The sequence below is a fragment of the Micromonospora sp. WMMA1923 genome (assembly GCF_049179195.1).
Lineage (GTDB): Bacteria > Actinomycetota > Actinomycetes > Mycobacteriales > Micromonosporaceae > Micromonospora > Micromonospora yangpuensis.
The window spans coordinates 2,187,737-2,206,402 of the sequence record NZ_JBMHLZ010000001.1 but is presented as its reverse complement, the minus strand read 5'-3'; the positions used below and the strand labels follow the sequence as shown (position 1 = coordinate 2,206,402).

The 18,666-nt window shown below is 73.1% G+C and carries 16 protein-coding genes; 12 read left to right on the top strand and 4 right to left on the bottom strand.

The window, feature by feature from the left end:
- From ACN28G_RS10050 to ACN28G_RS10010, 9 genes are all read left to right on the top strand, one after another.
- Positions 1–825: an alpha/beta fold hydrolase gene (locus ACN28G_RS10050; RefSeq protein ID WP_421480887.1), complete on the top strand. Its 825-nt coding sequence runs from the start codon at positions 1–3 to the stop codon at positions 823–825.
- Between the two features lie 26 nt (positions 826–851).
- Entirely contained in the window at positions 852–1,814 is a 963-nt protein-coding gene (locus ACN28G_RS10045; protein ID WP_421478959.1) for a sulfotransferase domain-containing protein, read from the top strand.
- A 91-nt stretch (positions 1,815–1,905) separates the two neighbouring features.
- Entirely contained in the window at positions 1,906–3,699 is a 1,794-nt protein-coding gene (locus ACN28G_RS10040; RefSeq protein WP_229688369.1) for a hypothetical protein, read from the top strand.
- A 107-nt stretch (positions 3,700–3,806) separates the two neighbouring features.
- Positions 3,807–4,898: an alpha/beta hydrolase family esterase gene (locus ACN28G_RS10035; protein WP_421478958.1), complete on the top strand. Its 1,092-nt coding sequence runs from the start codon at positions 3,807–3,809 to the stop codon at positions 4,896–4,898.
- Between the two features lie 49 nt (positions 4,899–4,947).
- On the top strand, positions 4,948–6,174 hold the full coding sequence (locus ACN28G_RS10030; protein WP_421478957.1) for an ABC transporter ATP-binding protein: 1,227 nt from the start codon (positions 4,948–4,950) through the stop codon (positions 6,172–6,174).
- Entirely contained in the window at positions 6,171–6,998 is an 828-nt protein-coding gene (locus ACN28G_RS10025; RefSeq protein ID WP_091437736.1) for an ABC transporter permease, read from the top strand. Before ACN28G_RS10030 ends, ACN28G_RS10025 begins: the two co-directional genes overlap by 4 nt.
- A gap of 47 nt (positions 6,999–7,045) precedes the next feature.
- Positions 7,046–7,921: a 3'(2'),5'-bisphosphate nucleotidase CysQ gene (locus ACN28G_RS10020; RefSeq protein ID WP_229688371.1), complete on the top strand. Its 876-nt coding sequence runs from the start codon at positions 7,046–7,048 to the stop codon at positions 7,919–7,921.
- On the top strand, positions 7,918–8,832 hold the full coding sequence (gene cysD / locus ACN28G_RS10015; RefSeq protein WP_175440539.1) for a sulfate adenylyltransferase subunit CysD: 915 nt from the start codon (positions 7,918–7,920) through the stop codon (positions 8,830–8,832). Before ACN28G_RS10020 ends, cysD begins: the two co-directional genes overlap by 4 nt.
- Positions 8,832–10,139: a sulfate adenylyltransferase subunit 1 gene (locus tag ACN28G_RS10010; protein WP_091437730.1), complete on the top strand. Its 1,308-nt coding sequence runs from the start codon at positions 8,832–8,834 to the stop codon at positions 10,137–10,139. The genes cysD and ACN28G_RS10010 overlap by 1 nt, the downstream gene beginning before the upstream one ends.
- Before the next feature lie 141 nt (positions 10,140–10,280).
- Here the strand turns inward: ACN28G_RS10010 and ACN28G_RS10005 are convergent, their stop codons facing one another.
- The 3 genes from ACN28G_RS10005 to ACN28G_RS09995 form a co-directional block, all read right to left on the bottom strand.
- Positions 10,281–10,679 carry a DUF1622 domain-containing protein gene (locus ACN28G_RS10005; RefSeq protein WP_091437727.1) on the bottom strand — a complete coding sequence of 133 codons (399 nt, stop codon included), beginning with the start codon at positions 10,677–10,679 and terminating at the stop codon, positions 10,281–10,283.
- 234 nt (positions 10,680–10,913) lie between these two features.
- The gene (locus tag ACN28G_RS10000) at positions 10,914–12,002 is read right to left on the bottom strand and encodes a cellulose binding domain-containing protein (protein WP_421478956.1); all 1,089 of its coding nucleotides are present in this window, start codon (positions 12,000–12,002) and stop codon (positions 10,914–10,916) included.
- A gap of 128 nt (positions 12,003–12,130) precedes the next feature.
- On the bottom strand, positions 12,131–14,755 hold the full coding sequence (locus tag ACN28G_RS09995; RefSeq protein ID WP_139135667.1) for a CHAT domain-containing protein: 2,625 nt from the start codon (positions 14,753–14,755) through the stop codon (positions 12,131–12,133).
- A 204-nt stretch (positions 14,756–14,959) separates the two neighbouring features.
- Here ACN28G_RS09995 and ACN28G_RS09990 point away from each other — a divergent pair, with 204 nt between their 5' ends.
- Genes ACN28G_RS09990 through ACN28G_RS09980 form a run of 3 tightly spaced genes read left to right on the top strand, consistent with a single transcriptional unit; the run spans position 14,960 to position 17,356 of the window.
- On the top strand, positions 14,960–16,252 hold the full coding sequence (locus ACN28G_RS09990) for a S8 family peptidase (RefSeq protein WP_229688632.1): 1,293 nt from the start codon (positions 14,960–14,962) through the stop codon (positions 16,250–16,252).
- A 29-nt stretch (positions 16,253–16,281) separates the two neighbouring features.
- A complete protein-coding gene (locus tag ACN28G_RS09985; protein WP_091437718.1) occupies positions 16,282–16,917 on the top strand; it encodes an RNA polymerase sigma factor in 636 nt (211 codons plus the stop codon).
- Positions 16,892–17,356, top strand: a complete 465-nt coding sequence (locus tag ACN28G_RS09980) for a hypothetical protein (RefSeq protein ID WP_421478955.1) — start codon at positions 16,892–16,894, stop codon at positions 17,354–17,356. The genes ACN28G_RS09985 and ACN28G_RS09980 overlap by 26 nt, the downstream gene beginning before the upstream one ends.
- 61 nt (positions 17,357–17,417) lie before the next feature.
- On the opposite strand, the gene ACN28G_RS09975 is transcribed toward ACN28G_RS09980, so the two are convergent.
- Complete coding sequence (locus tag ACN28G_RS09975; protein ID WP_421478954.1) at positions 17,418–18,491, bottom strand: hypothetical protein; 1,074 nt, start codon at positions 18,489–18,491, stop codon at positions 17,418–17,420.
- Positions 18,492–18,666 lie beyond the last annotated feature (175 nt).

Here is an 18,666-nt window from a genome sequence, read left to right as displayed (position 1 = left end):
ATGGTCGCGGCGAACGGGATCACGCTGCACGTGCAGCGGCTGGATCCCGTCGATGGGCCCGACGACGACCGGGCCGGGCCGAGGCCGACCGTGGTGCTGATCCACGGCATGGCCTCGGACACCATGGCCAGCTGGTACTTCACCATGGCCGAGCCCCTGGTCCGGGCCGGTTTCCCGACCGTGCTGTACGACCTGCGCGGGCACGGCCGCAGCACCCGCCCGGCCACCGGCTACACCCTGGACGACCTGGTGGACGACCTGGCGGCGCTGCTGGCCGAGCTGGCGGTCACCGGCCCGCTGCTGCTCTTCGGCAACTCCTTCGGCGGCACCATCGCCTTCGCCTACGCCGCCCGCCACCGGGAGCGGGTCGTCGGCATCGTCGCCGTGGAGTCCGCCCCGCCGATCCCTGAGTGGATGCGTCGGGTGGCGGTACGGTTCGACCGGGTGGCCACCCGGCTGGCACAGGAGCCGGCGCTGGCCGAGATCGGTGCCCGCCGCGGTCCCATCGCCGCCCGGCGGGCCGCCGACACCGGCCGGATGCTGGCCGACACCAGCCTCGCCCGGGAGCTGCCGGCGAGCCGGCTGCCCAGCACCGGCGCGCTGGCCGCGATCGACTGTCCGGTGCTCTGCCTGTACGGCGGCCGCTCCGCGGTGGGCGAGTTGGCCGGCCCGGTCCGGGAGCTGCTGCCGCAGACCCGGGTCGTGGTGCTGCCCGACGAGAAGCACTCGGTCCTGATCGACGTGCCGCAGACGGTCCGCCGGCACGTCTTCGACTGGCTGACCGAGCAGTGCGGACTCGTCACCACCACCCCCGCCACCCCATGACAGCGCGACACCCAGGAGGTCCCTCGATGGGCAACCCGAACATCGGTCGGTCGATCATCATCAGCAACGGTCGCTGCGGGTCGACGCTGCTCTCCGACCTTCTCGCCGAGGACGCCGAGACCCTCTCGGCCCAGGAGTTCTTCATGTCGGTGACGCCCTGGGCGCGCAGCGCCGAGCTGCTCACCGGCGCCGCGTACTGGTCGCTGCTGGCCAGCCCGAAGGCGGAGCTGGCCACCCTGTTCCGGATCGGGTTGCCGCCGAAGGAGGTCCGGTATCCGACCACCGGCCGGTGGGCGGGGCGGATGACGGAGCTGCCCCGGATCATGGCGATCACCCTGTCGAAGCTCACCGCCGACCCGGACGCGCTCTTCGACCAGCTCGCCGAGCGGGTGCCCGACTTCCCCACCCAGTCGGTGGCCCGGCACCACAGCGACTTCCTCGACCTGCTCACCACCCTGACCGGGCGGCGGCACTGGGTGGAACGCTCCGGCGGCTCCAGCCACCTGGCCCCGCACCTGCTGAAGAGCTACCCCGGCTACCGGATCGTCTACCTGACCCGCAACTGGGCGGACACCGCGAAGTCGATGAGCCGGCACTCGTCGTTCCAGCTGATCCAGCTGCGGGTGGAGTTCCTCGGCCGCTGCGGCCTGGACCCGTTCTCGATGCCTGCCGACCAGACGGTGCCGGCGGACCTAGAGGCGTACCTGCCGGACCGGCTGACCGCCGAGGCGTTGCGCGAACGGGGTGCGAACCTGCGCCGCTACCTCGGGCTCTGCGCCTTCATGTCCAGCCAGGCCGAGCAGGCGCTGGCCGACGTGCCACCGGAGCACCTGCTGCGGATGAGCTACGAGGACCTGGTCGCCGATCCGGTCGGCGAGCTGACCCGGCTCGGGGCGTACCTGGAACTCGGCGAGCCGACCCGGTGGGCGCAGCGGGTCGCCGGGCGGGTCGTCGCCCCGGCCGACCGCGCGCAGCCCGTCACCGTCTGACCCGCCCGCGTCGTGTGACCCGCCAGTCGGTGTGCCGGGACTCCGGACCACCGCCGGCGGCAACCTGTCTCCTGCGAACGAAAGGCAATAGGTGTTTCCACTTCGGATCCGATCCCGGCGGCTGTCGGCCGCCGTACTCGTGCTCGGGGTCGTCCTGGCGGCTCCCCCGGCGGCGCCGGCTTCGGCCGGTCCGGTCAACGGCCAACCGAGCACCCCGCAGGTGCTGGCCAAGGCGGCGCCGGACGAGTGTTTCGCCGGCATCGGGCAGCCGTACCCGGCCGGCCCGCCGTGCGCCACCGGACAGGCCAAGGTCAACCAGGCGTACCTGTGGGGGATGACCCGCGCCGGACGGAACCTGTTCTTCGGCACCGGGGCCAACGTCAACTGCCTCACCAGCGGACGGACCCTGCGCAACACCACGCCGGCGATCAACGCCGACTGGGTCTGCGAGTACGGCGAGAGCCAGATCGCCAAGCGCAACCCGCAGCTGCCGATCACCCTCGGTGACCACCGGATGCCCCGGCTGTTCAGCTACGACATCCGGACGAACCGGCTCACCGAGAAGACCGACCTGGTACGCAACGCCTCCTCCGACGACCTGAGCCGGTTGCAGACCACGGTCGGTATCCGGGCGGCCGGCAACTACGGCGGGGTGGCCCTGCTCGGCGGCCCGGCGCTGGGCGAGAGCATCAACCTGTTCGCCTTCGACACCGACACCGGGGCGTACCTGGGATCGCGCAACTTCCCCGCGTACGGCAACATCCGGCACTTCACCGTGGCCGACGGCGCGCTCTACGCCGGGGTGGGCGTGGGTGCGAACGGCGGCAACCGGGGTCACGTGCTGCGCTGGCTGGGCAGCAAGACCGACCCGTTCGCCTTCGCCGAGGTGGCGACCCTGCCGGCGCAGGCCGCCGACCTGACCGTCCACCAGGGGCGGATCTTCGTCACCACCTGGCCGGGCGGCACCGAGGAGCTGGCCGCGGCGACGCCCTCGACGCCGGTGCCGGCGAGCATCGCCTCGGTCTGGATGAGCCCGAAGCTCTCCACCGGCGCGCCGGGGCTGAACCCGGAGGACGCCGACGCCTGGCAGCAGGTCTGGAACGTCACCAGCTACGAACCGGACGCGGTGGTGGCCCGCAGCTACGGCCTGGGCGGGCTGGCCTCCTACGGCGGCTACCTGTACTGGGGCAGCATGCACGTGCCGCTGAAGGCCAGCACCCTGCACCTGAGCATCTACCCGCCGACCGACGAGGCGGGCATCCGGGCCACCGTGCAGAACACCCAACGGGCGATCAGCATCCACCGGGGCAAGGGCTTCGGCACCCGGACGCAGCAGGTCGAGCTGCTCTACGGGGCCTCGGAGCTGCCGGCGTACGACCCGGCCGCGAACGGCGGAGCGGGGGCGTGGTCGGTGGTGTCCAACGGGTTGACCCCGAAGTACGGGCCGGCCGGCTTCGGCAACCCGTACAACAACTACACCTGGAAGATGGCGGTGGCCGGCGGCAAGCTCTTCGTGGGCACCATGGACTGGAGCTACCTGGCCAAGGAGCTGGGCCAGGCCACGGCCGAGGAGCAGGGGCTCTCCCCGTCGGTCGGCGCGGCGATGGCCACCGCGCCGATGGTGGCCGCCACCTCGACCGACCCGCAGGTGCCCCCGGCGGTGTACGGCGGTGACCTGTACGCCTTCCCGGCGCCCGGCAAGCCGGCCACCACGGTCAGCGACGCCGGGGTGGGCAACTACCTGAACTACGGCGTGCGCAACATGGTCGTCGACGGCACCACCCTCTACCTGGGCATGGCGAACCCGATGAACCTGCGCACCGACCCGGACGACGACGTACCCGAGGGGGGTTGGGAGCTGATCCGGCTGCGCACCCTCTGGTGACCGGGCCCGCCGGCCCGGTGGCGTGACCCACCGGGCCGGCGGTCCTTGCCCGACCCTGGCGTGGTCCTGACCTGGCTCGAACAAAGCCCTGGGAAAGTGCCCATATGATGCCCTTTACTGTCCTTTCCTCCGGCGCGGTCACGTCGGCCGCCCACCGGTCCCGCCGGCCGCGGACGGCCGGGGTCGCCGCGACGCTCACTCTGCTGGTCGGGTTGGCCGCCGTCGGCGGCTGCACCCCGGGTCGCGACGACGCCCCCGAGGCCGCCGGCTCGTCGACCGGCGCCGGGTCCGCCGGACCGGCGGCACCCTCCGGGGCGGCCCCGGACGCCTCGGCGGTGCCCGTCGGCTCGTCGGCGCACACCATCGAGGTGGACCAGCGGCAACGCACCTACCGGCTGTACCGGCCCGGCTCGGCCGACCTGGGCGCCCCGGTCCCGCTGGTGGTGATGCTGCACGGCGCGGCCGGCACCGGCGAGCAGGCCGAGCAGGCGTACGGCTGGACCGGGCAGGCCGACCGGGACGGCTTCGTGGTCGCCTTCCCCGACGGGGTGCAGCGGGCCTGGGCGGCCGGACCGGGGTGCTGCGGCGCACCGGCCCGCGAGGGCGTGGACGACGTCCGGTTCGTCACCGAACTGGTCGACCGGATCGGCACCCAACTGCCGGTCGACCCGGCCCGCACCTACGTCACCGGGATCTCCAACGGTGGCCTGCTGGCGTACCGGCTGGCCTGCGACACCAGCATCTTCGCCGCGGTCGGCGCGGTGGCGACCACGCTGACCGGCCAGTGCCCGGACCCGGCACCGGTGTCGGTGCTGCACATCCACGGCCAGCAGGACAAGACCATGCCGTACGGCGGTGGCCCCGGCCGCCGGGACAACGGCGGCACCGGCCGCAACCCGGTACGCATCGACGGGCCACCCACCCCGGAGCTGGCAGCCCGCTGGCGTGGCGTCGACAGGTGCGCGAAGCCGACGACCACCACCGACGGGCCGGTCACCCGCACCACCGCGACCTGCCCCGACGGGCGGGCCGTCGAACTGGTCACCATCGCCGACGCCGGTCACCAGTGGCCCGGCGGCCGGCCGAACCCGCCCCGGGCGGAGCAGCTGCTCAACCTCGATCCCCCCTCGACCGCGCTGAACGCCACCGAAACCATCTGGCGGTTCTTCCACGACCATCCCAAACCCGCCGGCGGGTGACCGTCGGCACCGTCGGGGCGGCTGAGACCCCGGCAGCGAAGGAGACACGATGCCCAGCAGAGACGGCCCGGCCGTGGTCGAGGTCGACGACCTCGTCAAGCGCTACCCCCGCAGTGACACCAACGCCGTCGACGGGTTGTCCTTCCACGTCGCGCCGGGTGAGATCTTCGGGTTGTTCGGGCCGAACGGGGCCGGCAAGTCCACCACCGTGGGTGTCCTGACCACCCGGCTGCGGCCCACCGGTGGCCGGGTGGTCGTCGGCGGGGTCGACGTCGACCGGGATCCGGCCACCGCCCGCGCCCAGCTGGCCGTGGTGCCCCAGCACAACAACCTGGACCGGGCGCTGACCCCCCGGCAGAACCTGGTGCACCACGCCACGTACCACGGGGTCCCCCGCCGGCAGGCCCAGGCCCGCGCCGGGGAGCTGCTGGAACGTTTCGGGCTCACCGAGCGGGCCGACCGGCGGCTGGAGGCGTACTCCGGGGGGTTGGCGCAGCGGTTGATGATCGCCCGCGCGCTCACCCACGAGCCGGCGGTGCTCTTCCTGGACGAGCCGACGAACGCCCTGGACCCGCAGACCCGGCTGTTGATCTGGGGTCAGATCCGGCAGCTGCGGGAGCGGGGGGTGGCGATCGTGCTGACCACCCACGCGATGAACGAGGCGGCCCGGCTGGTCGACCGGGTCGGCATCGTCGACCACGGCCGGCTGCTCACCCTGGACACCCCGCAGAACCTGGTCCGGGGCCTGGCCGGCGACGCGATCCTCGACCTCACCGTCACCCCGGCCGCCGCCGACGACCCGGACTCGTTGCAGGCCGCCCTCGCCGCGCTGGACGGGGTACGCAAGTCGGAGCGGTTGGCGTTGCCCACCGGCGGGGGCGGCGGCCGGCCCGGCGCGAACCTGCCACCGGGCGTACGGCCGGGAAACCTGCCACCCGGGGTGCGGGCGGCCCTCGCCGCCCGCGCCGCAGCCGGCGGGGGCAAGGCGGGCCTGGCCGCGACCGGCGGGGGCCTGGCCGCGACCGGCGGGGGCGGCGGCATGGCGGGCCGGGCCGGTGCCGGGCCGCTGGCGGCGCTGGCGAACGGGGCCCGGTCGGCACCGGACGGGCGGGGCCGGATCCGCATCCGCCTGCACCTGGCCGGCGATCCGGCGGCGCTGCTGGGTGCGGCGGTGACCGTGCTGACCGGACGGTCGGCGGCGCTCGCCGCCATCGACGTCGGCGAACCCAGCCTGGAGGACGTCTTCATCGAACTGACCGGAAGGGCGCCACGGTGACCGCTGTCGACACCCCGACCCCGCTGCGCACCGCGTGGCAGCCCCGACCCCGGCCACACCCGGCACGGGTCCTCGCCGCCCTGCTCCGTCGCGATCTGATGATCACCGGCCGGGAACTCTGGGTGATCCTGCTGCAGGTCGGGCTGACCCCGCTGTTCATGCTCTTCGTCTTCGACACCATCCTGGGCGCCCAGGGCATCGTCGGGCCCGGCTTCGCCGACCTCTTCCTGCCCGGCATCATCGCCCTGGCCGCCCTCACCACCGCGCTGCAGAGCGTGGCCCTGCCCCTGGTGAAGGAGTTCGGCTTCACCATGGAGATCGAGGACCGGCTGATGGCCCCGCTGCCCACCGGCCTGGTCGCGATCGGCAAGCTGGTGATCGCCACCATCCGGGGGCTGCTCGCGGCCGTCCTGGTGTACCCGCTCGGCGCCCTGGTGGTCGGCTCGGCCCCGTGGCGACCGGCCGGCCTGCCGACCGCCCTGCTGACGGCGCTGCTCGGGGCCTGGATCGGCGCGGCGATCGGAATGAGCCTGGCCACCACGCTGCCGGTGCAGCGGATCAACGTCACCTTCTCGGTGATCCTCACCCCGATCATCTGGACCGGCTGCATCCACTACCCGTGGCCACGACTGTCGTCGGTGCCCTGGTACCAGACCCTCACCGCCCTCAACCCCATGACGTACGTCTCGGAGGGGGTGCGCGGTGCGCTCCTGCCGGACGTGCCGCACCTGCCGGGCTGGCTCTGCCTGACCGTGCTGACCGGCACCGCGGTGGCGCTGACCTGGGTCAGCGTCCGCTGCTTCATCCGTCGGGCGGTCCAGTGACGACCGCCCGCCCCCGCCCCCGTCCCGTCGCCGAAGCCGAGGAGCCCGTGAACCCCACCGAATCCGACCCGGCGCTGGCCCGCCGGCTCGCCGCCCGCGCCGGCGAACTGCTGCTCTGGGTACGCGCCGCACACGGCCACGACGATCCGGCGACGCTGAAGGCCGCCGGTGACCGCGCCGCCCACGACTTCCTCCGCACCGAGCTGGCCAGGTGCCGCCCGGCCGACGCGGTCCTGTCCGAGGAGGACGTGAACTCCCGGACGGTGGCCACCGAAGCGGGCGGCCGGTTGACCGCCGACCGGGTGTGGATCATCGATCCGTTGGACGGTACCCGGGAGTTCTCCGAGGCGGGCCGGTCGGACTGGGCGGTGCACGTGGCGCTCTGGGCGCGCGACGCCCCGACCTCGCACCGTCTGGTCGCCGCCGCCGTGGGGCTGCCCGCGCAGCTGCGGGTGCTGACCACCCAGGACCGACCGGCCCGACCGGACCGCTCCGACCGGCGCGTCCGGTTGGCGGCCAGTCGGAGTCGGCCGCCGGCCTTCCTGACGGAGCTGGCGGCGGAGGTGGGTGCGGAGTTGGTGCCGATGGGGTCGGCGGGGGCGAAGATCGCGGCGGTGGTGACCGGTGAGGTGGACGCGTACATCCATGCGGGTGGCCAGTACGAGTGGGACTCGGCCGCGCCGGTGGCTGTGGCGACGGCCACCGGGCTGCACGCTTCCCGGATCGACGGATCTGCGCTGAAATACAACGAGGCCGATCCACGCCTGCCCGACCTGCTGGTCTGCCGCACGGATCTCGCCGGGCCGCTGCTGGCGGCCCTCCACCGGCACCTGTCCGGCACGGTGGCCAACCGCCGGCACCTGTCCGGCACGGTGGCCACGGCCGCGTCTGTCGTCCCCTCGTCCCGGAAGGAGCTCCGTTGAGCAGCGGATCGGCGGTGTACCAGGTCTCCCATCTCGATGCCCTGGAGGCGGAGAGCATCTTCGTGATGCGGGAGGTGGTGGCGGAGATGGCGCGGCCGGTGTTGTTGTTCTCCGGTGGTAAGGACTCGATCGTGATGTTGCGGTTGGCGCAGAAGGCGTTCGCGCCGGGGTCGGTGCCGTTTCCGGTGATGCACGTGGATACCGGGCACAACTTCGTCGAGGTGCTGGAGTACCGGGACGCGCGGGTGGCGGGGTTGGGGCTGCATCTGGTGGTGGCGTCGGTGCCGGAGGCCCTGGCCAGTGGTCTGGTGCGGGAGTCCGCGGACGGGATGCGGAACCGGTTGCAGACGCCTGTGTTGTTGGAGGCGGTGGAGAAGCACCGGTTCGACGCCCTGTTTGGTGGGGCGCGTCGGGATGAGGAGAAGGCGCGGGCGAAGGAGCGGGTGTTCTCGTTCCGGGACGAGTTCGGGCAGTGGGATCCGAAGAACCAGCGGCCGGAGTTGTGGTCGTTGTACAACGGTCGGCATCATCCGGGTGAGTCGATTCGGGTGTTTCCGTTGTCGAACTGGACCGAGTTGGATGTGTGGCACTACATCGGTCGGGAGGAGATCCCGTTGCCGTCGATCTACTTCGCGCACGACCGTGAGGTCATCGAGCGGGATGGCATGTTGTACGCGGTGAACGAGTTCATCCGCCCGCGTGCCGGTGAGGTCCCGTTCGTGGAGCGGGTCCGCTATCGGACGGTGGGGGACGCCTCGTGCACGGCGGCGGTGCGCTCTGATGCCGCTGATGTGGCGGCGGTGGTCGCCGAGGTGGCGGCGACGCGGATCACGGAGCGGGGGGCGACCCGGGGTGATGACCGGGTGAGTGAGGCCGCGATGGAGGACCGTAAGCGGGAGGGCTACTTCTGATGAGCACCGACACTGTGGGCGCCGGGGTGGCCACGTCCGAGGCGACGACGGCCGGTCGGCCGATGGACCTGTTGCGGTTCGCCACCGCGGGTAGTGTCGACGACGGTAAGTCGACGTTGATCGGCCGGCTGTTGTACGACACCAAGAGCCTGTTCACCGACCAGTTGGAAGCGGTCGAGGCGGTGTCGGCGGCGCGGGGTGACGAGTACACCAACCTCGCGTTGCTGACCGACGGGCTGCGGGCCGAGCGGGAGCAGGGCATCACGATCGACGTGGCGTACCGGTACTTCGCCACGCCGCGGCGGAAGTTCATCATCGCCGACACCCCGGGGCACATCCAGTACACCCGCAACATGGTCACCGGCGCGTCCACCGCCGACCTCGCGTTGATCCTGGTGGACGCCCGCAAGGGCCTGGTCGAGCAGTCGCGGCGGCACGCGTTCCTCTGCTCGCTGCTGCGGGTGCCGCACCTGGTGTTGTGTGTGAACAAGATGGACCTGGTCGACTACGACCAGGCCGTGTTCGACACGATCGCCGACGAGTTCACCGCGTTCGCCGCGAAACTCGACATCACCGACCTGACGATCGTTCCGGTCTCCGCCCTGGCCGGTGACAACATCGCCACCCGCTCGACCAACATGCCCTGGTACGAGGGCCCGGCGCTGCTGCACCACCTGGAACACGTGCACATCGCCTCCGACCGCAACCTCGTCGACGTCCGCTTCCCGGTGCAGTACGTCATCCGGCCGCAGTCGACCACCGTCACCGACTACCGGGGCTACGCCGGGCAGGTGGCCTCCGGGGTGCTCAAGCCCGGCGACGAGGTCATGGTCCTCCCGTCCGGGTTCACCTCCACCATCAGCGCGGTGGAAACCGCCGACGGACCGGTCGAGGAGGCCTACCCACCCATGTCGGTCACCGTCCGCCTGGCCAACGAGATCGACATCTCCCGCGGCGACCTGATCTGCCGGCCGCACAACGCCCCCACCCCCACCCAGGACATCGACGCGATGCTCTGCTGGATGGACGAGAGCCAGCCCCTGCGCGTCGGCGGGAAGTACGCCATCAAACACACCACCCGCACCGCCCGCACCATCATCCGGGCGTTGAACTACCGCCTGGACATCAACACCCTGCACCGCGACGAAACCGCCACCGAACTACGCCTCAACGACATCGGCCGGGTCCACCTACGCACCACCGTCCCCCTGCTGGCCGACGAGTACCGCCGCAACCGCACCACCGGCGGCTTCATCATCATCGACGAGTCCACCAACCGCACCATCGCCGCCGGCATGATCGTCTGAAAGGAGGGGCCCCTTCTTAACGATTACGGTCGAGAGGGGCACCCCACTCACACCCCCACGCGGGGCGGTGCCCATCGCACGGGGGCGGCGGGCTCCCGAGGCGGCGCTGGCCCAGCGGCACATCCCGATCCACACTGCGGCTCACCCACCACCGGGCGGTTCGGCGGGGACTGAGCTGGCCGACACGGTTGCCCCGGTGCGCCTCGGCTGCCACGGCCAGCGCCCCTCCAACTCGACCTCCAGGGAGAAGCTGAGGAACGTCCGGACCAGCACGATCAGGGCCAGCACTCCCACGCTGCGAAAGGACGGCGAGACGGCCACGGTCCGGATGATGTCACCGCCGACGAGAAGCTCCAGCCCGAGCAGGATCGCCCGACCCACCCCCTGCCGGTACTGGCGGTAGACCTCGGTCAACGTCCGGGTACGCCAGTAGCCGACCACGAAGACCACCGTGGCCAGGGCCACGCCGACGGCGATGACGAGGACCCCGGCGAGGTCGAGCAGGCCCCCGATCGCCTGCACGACCTCCTTCGTCGACACCGCCCACTCCTCGCCGCGTACCTGGTCTCCCGGTTTTCCGACCGGTGCGCACCCACCATCGCCGATCCGCGCGGCGCGCCTGGCGGGTTTCGGGTTTTCGGTCGGCCGGTCGCGCGGCCATCGAGGCCGCCGACGACCACGGACGCCCGCCGCCGACCACGGACGCCCACGCCCGCCGACGGCCGCGCCGCCGGACGGGTGCGTCGTCCGGCGGCGCGCTCGGGTGGCGTGGGTTCAGGAGGTGGTGCAGGTGCTGCCGTTGAGGGCGAAGGCCGACGGTCGGGCGGTGTTGCCGGTGTGGGTGGCCTGGAAGCCGAAGCTGACCGAGGCCCCCGGGGCGAGCGCGGCGTTGTAGGACACGTTGCGGGCGGTCACCGCGCCGCTGGTCGGGGCGATGGTGGCGTTCCAGCCGCTGCTGACGCTCTGCCCGGCCGGCAGGGTGAAGGCCAGGGCCCAGCCGTTGACCGCGGTGGCGCCGGTGTTGGTGACGGTCACCTCGGCGGTCAGGCCGCTGTTCCAGGCGTTGACCGTGTACCCGACCCGGCAGGCACCGGCCGACGGCGGCGTGGTCGGCGGCGGCGTGGACTTGGGTGGCGTGGGCGGTGGGGTGGTCGGCGGGGTGGTGCCGCCGATGCTGCCCGGCACCACGCGCAGGGCGTTGTGCCAGACGGCTGCCATCTTGTCGTAGCCGCCCAGGTTGGGGTGCACGCCGTCGGCCAGGTCGGCGAGCGTCAACGCGTTGTACATGTCGACCAGGTGCACCTTGCGGCCGGCGTTGACCTTGCTCTGCACGATGCCGGGGATCGCCGCGTTGAACGCCCGTACCTGGTTGTCCGCGCCGGAGCGGGGGACGATCGTCGCGACGAACACGTCGGCGGCGGGCGCGGTCGCGGTGATCTTGTCGATCAGGGCGGAGAGCCGGGCCGGGGCACCCGAGGTGTCGCCGTACATGTCGTTGGTGCCGATGTGCAGCAGCACCGTGCGGGGGGTCGTCGTGCGCAGCCAGTTCACCACGTTGGCGTCGATCTGGGCGATGGTCCACCCCGAGTGTCCCTCGTGGTTGCGGTCACCCAGGCTGCTCGGCCCGTTGACGAGCGAGCCGACGAAGTCGACCTGGTGGCCGCCGGCCACCAGCCGACGCCACAGCTCGATCCGGTAACCGCCGGGCACATTGAAGCCGTCGGTGATCGAATCGCCAAGGGGCATCACCCGGACGCCGGTGTCCGCCTCGGCGTTCGCCGGGCCGATCGCGAACGCCAGGGCGGCGGCGACGACCGTCGCGACGGTCGCGGCAACACTCCAGCGGCTGCCTGCTCGTGACATGGATCCTCCCGGTGCTGGTACGCGAGGGTGGTAGACCGGGGTCCGAGTGGCCCGACCAGGCGGCACCCCACCCGGGTCAGCCTGTGAACGTTAACACATTTCATCGAGGAGTGCCGATCGAGTTACTCTCAGCCCGCGCCGAAACAGACGAAGGCGGCGGCGGTGGCGTGCGCCGCTCCCCCACCCGACCCGGCCTCCAGGCGCGGCCCGTCGAAGGCGCGTTGCGCCTCGGCGAGCGCCAGGGCCGGCCCGGCACCGGCCCGCATCCGGCGGTGCAGGTCCAGCATCAGCGCGGTGGTCAGGTCGGCCGGCACCGGCAGGACGGTGGCGATCAGGCTCCGGGTGCCCAGGGCCAGCAGCACCGCGCTGAACCCCATCACCTCGTCGCCGGGGCGGACCCCGGCGAGGCCCGAGTCACACGCCGAGAGCACCACGCAGCCGGGTGGGCTGGTCAGCCGCTCCAGCTCGTAGGCGGTCAGCGGCCCGTCGGCCACCTCCAGGGTGGAGAAGAGCGGGTTGTCCGCCCGGAACCGGCCGTGCGCGGCGATGTGGGCCAGCCCCACGCCGTTCAGCGCGTCGGTCACCACGTCCGCCGCGGCCGCCGCGCCGGTCAACGCCCGGGAGCCGGGCAGGACCGCGCCGAGCTGGCGTACCTCGGTCTCGGCGGCGGGCAGGCGTGGCCCGGCGACCAGCACCGGCGGCCCGGCGGGGGCGACCCGGCCGGCGGCGCGCAGCCAGGCCGTCGCCGAGGGCGCCACGGTCACCGGCCGGCCCGCGCAGGTCGGCAAACCCGACCACGGTACGGCGTGCAGGTCGCCGATCGGCACGATCACCAGCGGACGGTCGGCGAGCCGGGAGCGCACCGGGTCGAAGAGCTGCCGGTCCAGGGCGGTGGCGAGATGGTCGACCCGGGCCCGGGCGTCGGCGTGGTCCCCGGTGGTGACCAGCCGGCGGAGGCCGAACCGGTGCAGCCGGGCCAGCCGTACCGCCTCGGCCAGGGGGCCGAGATCGTGCAGCGTCGCCCGCCCGTCGCGGACCAGCACCGCGCGCAGCCGGGGCCCGTGCGCGACCAGCTCCAGCAGGACGGCGTCGCCGAGGGCGGTGGCGAGGGCGCGCACCCCCGGTGGTGTCACCAGCGGCCCACCACCGGCCGCGCTCCGGGCAAGTTCCCGGATGCGCTGCTCCAGCCGGGCCTGCCGGCGGCGCAGCGCCTGCACCGGGTGGCCGGTGAGCAGCGCGTCCTCCAGCGCGGTGCTGACCATCCGCAGCTCGGCCAGGGCGCTGGCCAGCGCCGGATCCGACGGTGGGGAGACCGGCCGCATCCGCAGGGCGTTGGCGCGCCAGCGTTCGGCCCAGGCCAGCACCCGCGCCGGGGCGGCGCTGCGCACCGCGATGTCCAACCCCTCGGCGGCCAACTCCCGGCCGTACGCGCCGCTGTGGGTGCGCAGCTCGGTCGCACCGAGCGAGGCACGGTGCCCGTCCAGCACCGCCAGTCCCCGGCGCAGGGCCCGCGCCGCGCCCGGCTCGTCGCCGTCGAGCCGGCGACGCAGCGCCAGGGCGTACCACCCCTGGGCCCGGTGCGGCGCAGTGCCCCGGCGACGGGCGGTGGCGGCCACGGTCAGCAGGTGTGCCGCGCGCCGGTCCCGGCCCAACGTGGCGGCGAGGCGGGCGGCCTCGATGCGGGTGGTGAGCGCCGGTCCCGGCCAGCCGGTCGCGTCGAGCAGACCGGCGGTACGCACCATCGCGGCGAACAACGCCGGCGTGCGGACCCCCTGGGCGTACCCGGCCCGGAGTTCGACGTGTCGGGCGAAGGTCGCCCAGGTGCGGCGCCCCTGCCGGCGGAACCGGGTGCGGGCGGCCACCGCGGCGTCGGTGGCGGTCGCCAGGTCCCCGGCCAGCAGCGCCGCGCGGGCCCGGGCCAGCAGCGCCTCGGCGAGATCGGAGGCCATGCCACGACGGCGCAGCTCGGCCACGGCGGTGGTGGCCACCTCGACCGCCTCGTCGATCAGCGGCACCGACAGCAGCAGCTCGAAGCGGTCCAGCAGCAACGCCGGCCGGGGCACGGCGAGCCGGCGGTACTCGGCGTCGACGGTGGCGAAGCAGCGCAGCGCGCCCGCCACGTCGCCGCGTTGTCCGGCGGCGATGCCGCTGTTCCACCGGGCGTCAGCGGCGGCCAGATCCAACCCGAGCCGCCCGAAGACGGTGGCGGCCCGGTGCAGGTCGTCGATGCTGCGGCCCGGACCACGGTGGGCGTTGAGCAGGCCACGGTTGTTGCGGGCGCGGGCCTCCAGCAGCAGGTCGCCCTCGCGCTGGGCGATGTCCACCGCGACGTCGTAGTCCCGCAGCGCCTCGTCGAAGTGTCCCCGGTAGTGCAGCACCACGCCGCGCTGCATCCGGGCCCGCCCGGCGTCGGCGCCGGTCAACATGGGCAGGGCCAGGGTGACCGCGCGCAGGGCGGCGACGGTGCGGCCGGCGTTGGCCAGCACGTACCCCAGGCTCATCCGGGCCAACGCCCGCAGCCGCGGGTCGTCGGTGGCCCGGACCGCGCGGCGCAGGTGGCGCAGCGCGCCGGGAAGGTCGTTGAGTTCCCGCAGGGCCAGCCCGATGGCGCGTTCGGCGGTCGACCGCTCGTGGGTGTCCGACGTGGCCCCGAGCACCGCGCGGGCGATGGTGAGCGCCTCGTGGGGGTACCGCTGGACGGCGTCCAGGGCGGACTGCGCCGGGCCGATGCCGGATCGGTTGCGGTCGGCCATGCCATGCAGAATCCCCGACCCCGTACCACCGGTCAATCCGTCGGTGACCCGACACTCCGATGACGATTGATGACCGACAATTGACCGAGGGTCACGCCGGGAGATAGCCTCCCTGCGCGGAGAGCGCAAACGTGGCTTCCCCCGCTGTCGTCGGCCGCGCATCTTCCACCACCTGGAGGGCTTGTGTCGCCTGACTGTTCCGGCGTGCCGCATCCGCCGGGTCGACTCTCCCGACGCCAGGTAGTCAGGTGGTCCGCGCTGGCCGCCGCCGCGCTGCCCCTCGGGATGGCCGCCCGGCCGCGCCCGGCGCACGCCGCCGACCAGACGCCGGAGAGCTACCAGCGGGCCTTCGCCGAGGCCGTCGCGGCGGACAAGACGGTCCGCCGGCACACCGTGGCCGGGCGGGAGTTCCTCTACCGGCCCCGGCAGCTGCTGGTCGCCCGCCAGGACCTCGCCCGGGTGACGGCCCGGCTGCGCGCCCTGGGACACCAGGTGACCGAGGGCAGCGGGTTCGCCGGGGTCGGCCGGTTGCTCTTCGCCCGGGAGACCGAGATCCCGTCGGTGGTGAGCCAGCTGCGCGACCCGAAACAGTGGCCCGGTCAGCCGGTCCCCCAGGTGCAGCCGCACCACGTGCTGGTCGGGTTCGGCAACATCATGGGCAACCCGGGAGCCCCGCCACGGGCCGCCGCCGCCCTACCGGCGCCGGACCCGGCCCGCCTCGGTGAGGGCGCCGGGGTGACGGTGGGCGTCTGCGACACCGGCATCTGGGCCTCCGCCGGCACCGCCCACCCGCAGTGGTTGGGCGGCAGCTACCTGCCGGAACCCGACGACATCGACCCGCTGTACGTCAGCGCCGGACTGCTGGCGTTGCAGGGTGGCCACGGCACCTTCGTGGCCGGCCTGGTCCGGCAGGCCGCCCCCGGTGTCCGCTTCGACCCGGAGGCCGCGCTAAATGCCACCGGCGTCGGCGACGAGGAGAGCCTGGTGGCCGCCGTCGGTCGGCTCGACCCGCAGGTGAGTGTGGTCAACCTGTCGCTGGGCTACTTCACCCAGGACGACCAGCCACCGTTGCCGCTTGTCAACCTCCTCGCCGGGCTGCCCCGCCGGGTCGCCGTGGTGGCGGCGGCGGGCAACGCCGGCAGTGCCCGCCCGGCCTGGCCCGCCGCGTCGCCCCGGGTGCTGGCCGTGGCGGCGGTGGCCGAGGGCCCCGACGGGTTGCTGCCCGCCGACTACAGCGGCCACGGCCCCTGGGTGGACGCCTGCGCGGTGGGCGACCGGGTCAGCACCTACGTCGACGGGGAGCTGCGGTTGCCCGGTCAGCCGGGCCTGCTGTTCGCCGGCTTCGCCGCGTGGGCCGGTACGTCGTTCGCCACCGCCCACGTCTCCGGCCGGCTCGCCGCCCTGATGACCAGCACCGGACTGGATGCCGAGGCGGCTCGGGCCGCCCTCGTCGCCGGAGCGCGCTGGCATCCCGACTACGGGGTGCTGGTCGGTTGAGGGCCGTCGACGACGGCCGGGTGCCACCCGTGCGTGAGCCCGTCGAGCTGGTCACCGCCGCCGCCGCCGGCGACGAGAGCGCCTGGGCGGAGCTGGTACGCCGGTACACGCCGCTGGTGCTGTCGGTGATCCGGGCGCACGGGCTCGACCGGGCCGATGCCGCCGACGTCAACCAGACCGTCTGGTTGCGCCTGGTGGAGCAGCTCGACCGGCTGCGCGAGCCGGCCGCGTTACCGGCCTGGCTGGTGACCACCACCCGCCGGGAGTGTCACCGGCAGGTCCGGATCGGCCGGCGCAGTCAACCCTTCGACCCGTACGACGACTCGGCGCAGGGCCCGGCCGGCGCCTTCCTGCTGGCCGACGCGAGCAGCCCGGACGAGGACCTGCTGCGCGCCGAACGGCAGCAGGCGCTCCGGGACGCCTTCGACCAACTGCCTACCCGGTGCCGGGAACTGCTCGCCCTGCTCGCCGCCGACCCGCCGGCCAGCTACCGGGAGATCGGCGAGCGCCTCGACATGCCGGTCGGCAGTGTCGGGCCCACCCAGGCCCGGTGCCTGGCCAAGTTGCGCAACTGCCCGGCACTGGCCCAGTACGTCCGAGCCGTGGCGGGCCGGGCTCCTGCGACCGGAGGTGAACGCGATGGAGCAGTGGCCGCCCGCCGCTGACGACGCCCTGCTTGCCGAGTTGGGTGCGGCGCTGCTGGACTCCGGGCCGGTCTCGGAGGAGTTCCTCAACACCGCGTTGGCGGCGTTCAGCTGGCGTGCGGTCGACGCCGAGCTGGCGCTGGCCGAGCTCATCTTCGACTCGGCCTGCGACCGGGAGTCGGCTGGTCTGTTGCGCTCCGGCGGCACCGACCGGACGTTGACCTTCCGCAGCGGCGAGGTGGTCATCGAGATCGAGGTGACCGCCACCGGCATCGTCGGTCAGCTCAGCCCGATCGGTCTGGGCCGGGTCAGTGCCCGCACCACCGCCGGCCGGTACGAGAACGTACCGACCGACTCGATGGGGTACTTCTCGATGGATTCGCTACCCGCCGGGCCGGTGCAGTTCCGGGCCCGTACCGGCGGACACACGGTGGTCACCTCCTGGGTCAGCCTGCGCTGAGACAGCAGGAGACGGAGGTCGCGGGATCCCGGCCGCGACCTCCGTCCCTCCCCCTCGTGGACTAGCCGGCCCGCTGGCCCACCGTGATGTCGTAACGCACGCCGCCCAGGTCGGCCCGTTCGGCGCCGCTGGTGTCCGGACCGATCTGGGTCACCCGTAGGGCGATCTTCTCCTTGGTCACCGTGGTGGCGCTGAAGCTGAGCGAGAAGGCGATCCGCTCCTTCGGCTCCAGCGTCAGGTTGTCCAGGCTGGCCTGGCCCGGTTCGACGATCTCCACCTGGTTACGTCCCACCTCACGGATGCCCTTGCCGGCCCGGCCACCCTTGACCCAGCGCTCGAAGAGCGTCGGCCCGAGGTCGGCCACCAGTCGGCCACCGGCGACCCGCAGCGGTGCGCCGACCTCGCTGAAGACCAGGCTGTTGCGGGTCGCCCGGGGCAGCGTGTTGCCGATCGCGAAGGGCCGCACCTGCGCCGTGCCACCCGCGCCCAGCGCCACCGAGTTGACGTTGCGCCAGGTGACGTTGTTGTTGTTGCGGGTGTTGACGCCGATGTCCGGGCCCTCGGCGACCATCGGGTCGTTGTCGGAGACCCAGCGCGCCACCAGGCAGAAGTGGCCCGGCCCCGGCACGTCGTCCCACGGCAGGACGACCGTGGTGACCCCGGCGGGGACCGAGACAGCCGTCCAGACGATCTCCGTCCAGTCGCCCGGCCAGGCCCCGCCCCCACCCGGGGTGGTCCGGTAGACGTGGATGGTGCCCTCCTCCGTCTGACCCGAGCCGTACGGGCCGGGGTTGCGCAGTTTGACGAAGATGTAGTTCGTTACGCCCACGATCGGGTTCTGGCTGGTCGCGCACTCGACCGCGGTGTGGCAGACCTTGATGTCGGCGCTCTCCCACAACGGGTTCAGGGCGTGCGGCTGGAGGCCGACGTCGGCCGGGGTGTCCTTCAGGTAGACGTCGGCGGTGGCGAGGGTGCCGGGCCGGTCGGCGGCGGCGAGGGTGCCGGGCCGGTCGGCGGCCGGGCGCAGCGCCGGCACCGCACCGGCCGAGGTGACCGACAGCAGCGTCGCCAACGCCGCGCCGGTGAGCATGACGAACACGGAGCGACGTGCTCGGCGCGTCAGACGTGTGGACACATTTTCCTCCCGAGGTCGGGCGTCCGCAGCCTCCGCTGGTGGTGGCGGTGCGGATGGACACCCTTACGGAGATACATCGACGCCATCTGATACCACTACGGCCAGCCGGTGTTGTCAGATGGCGGAAGTCCGGCAGGAAACCCACCAAAGTCGTCACCCGTGCGGAGCCTGGTCA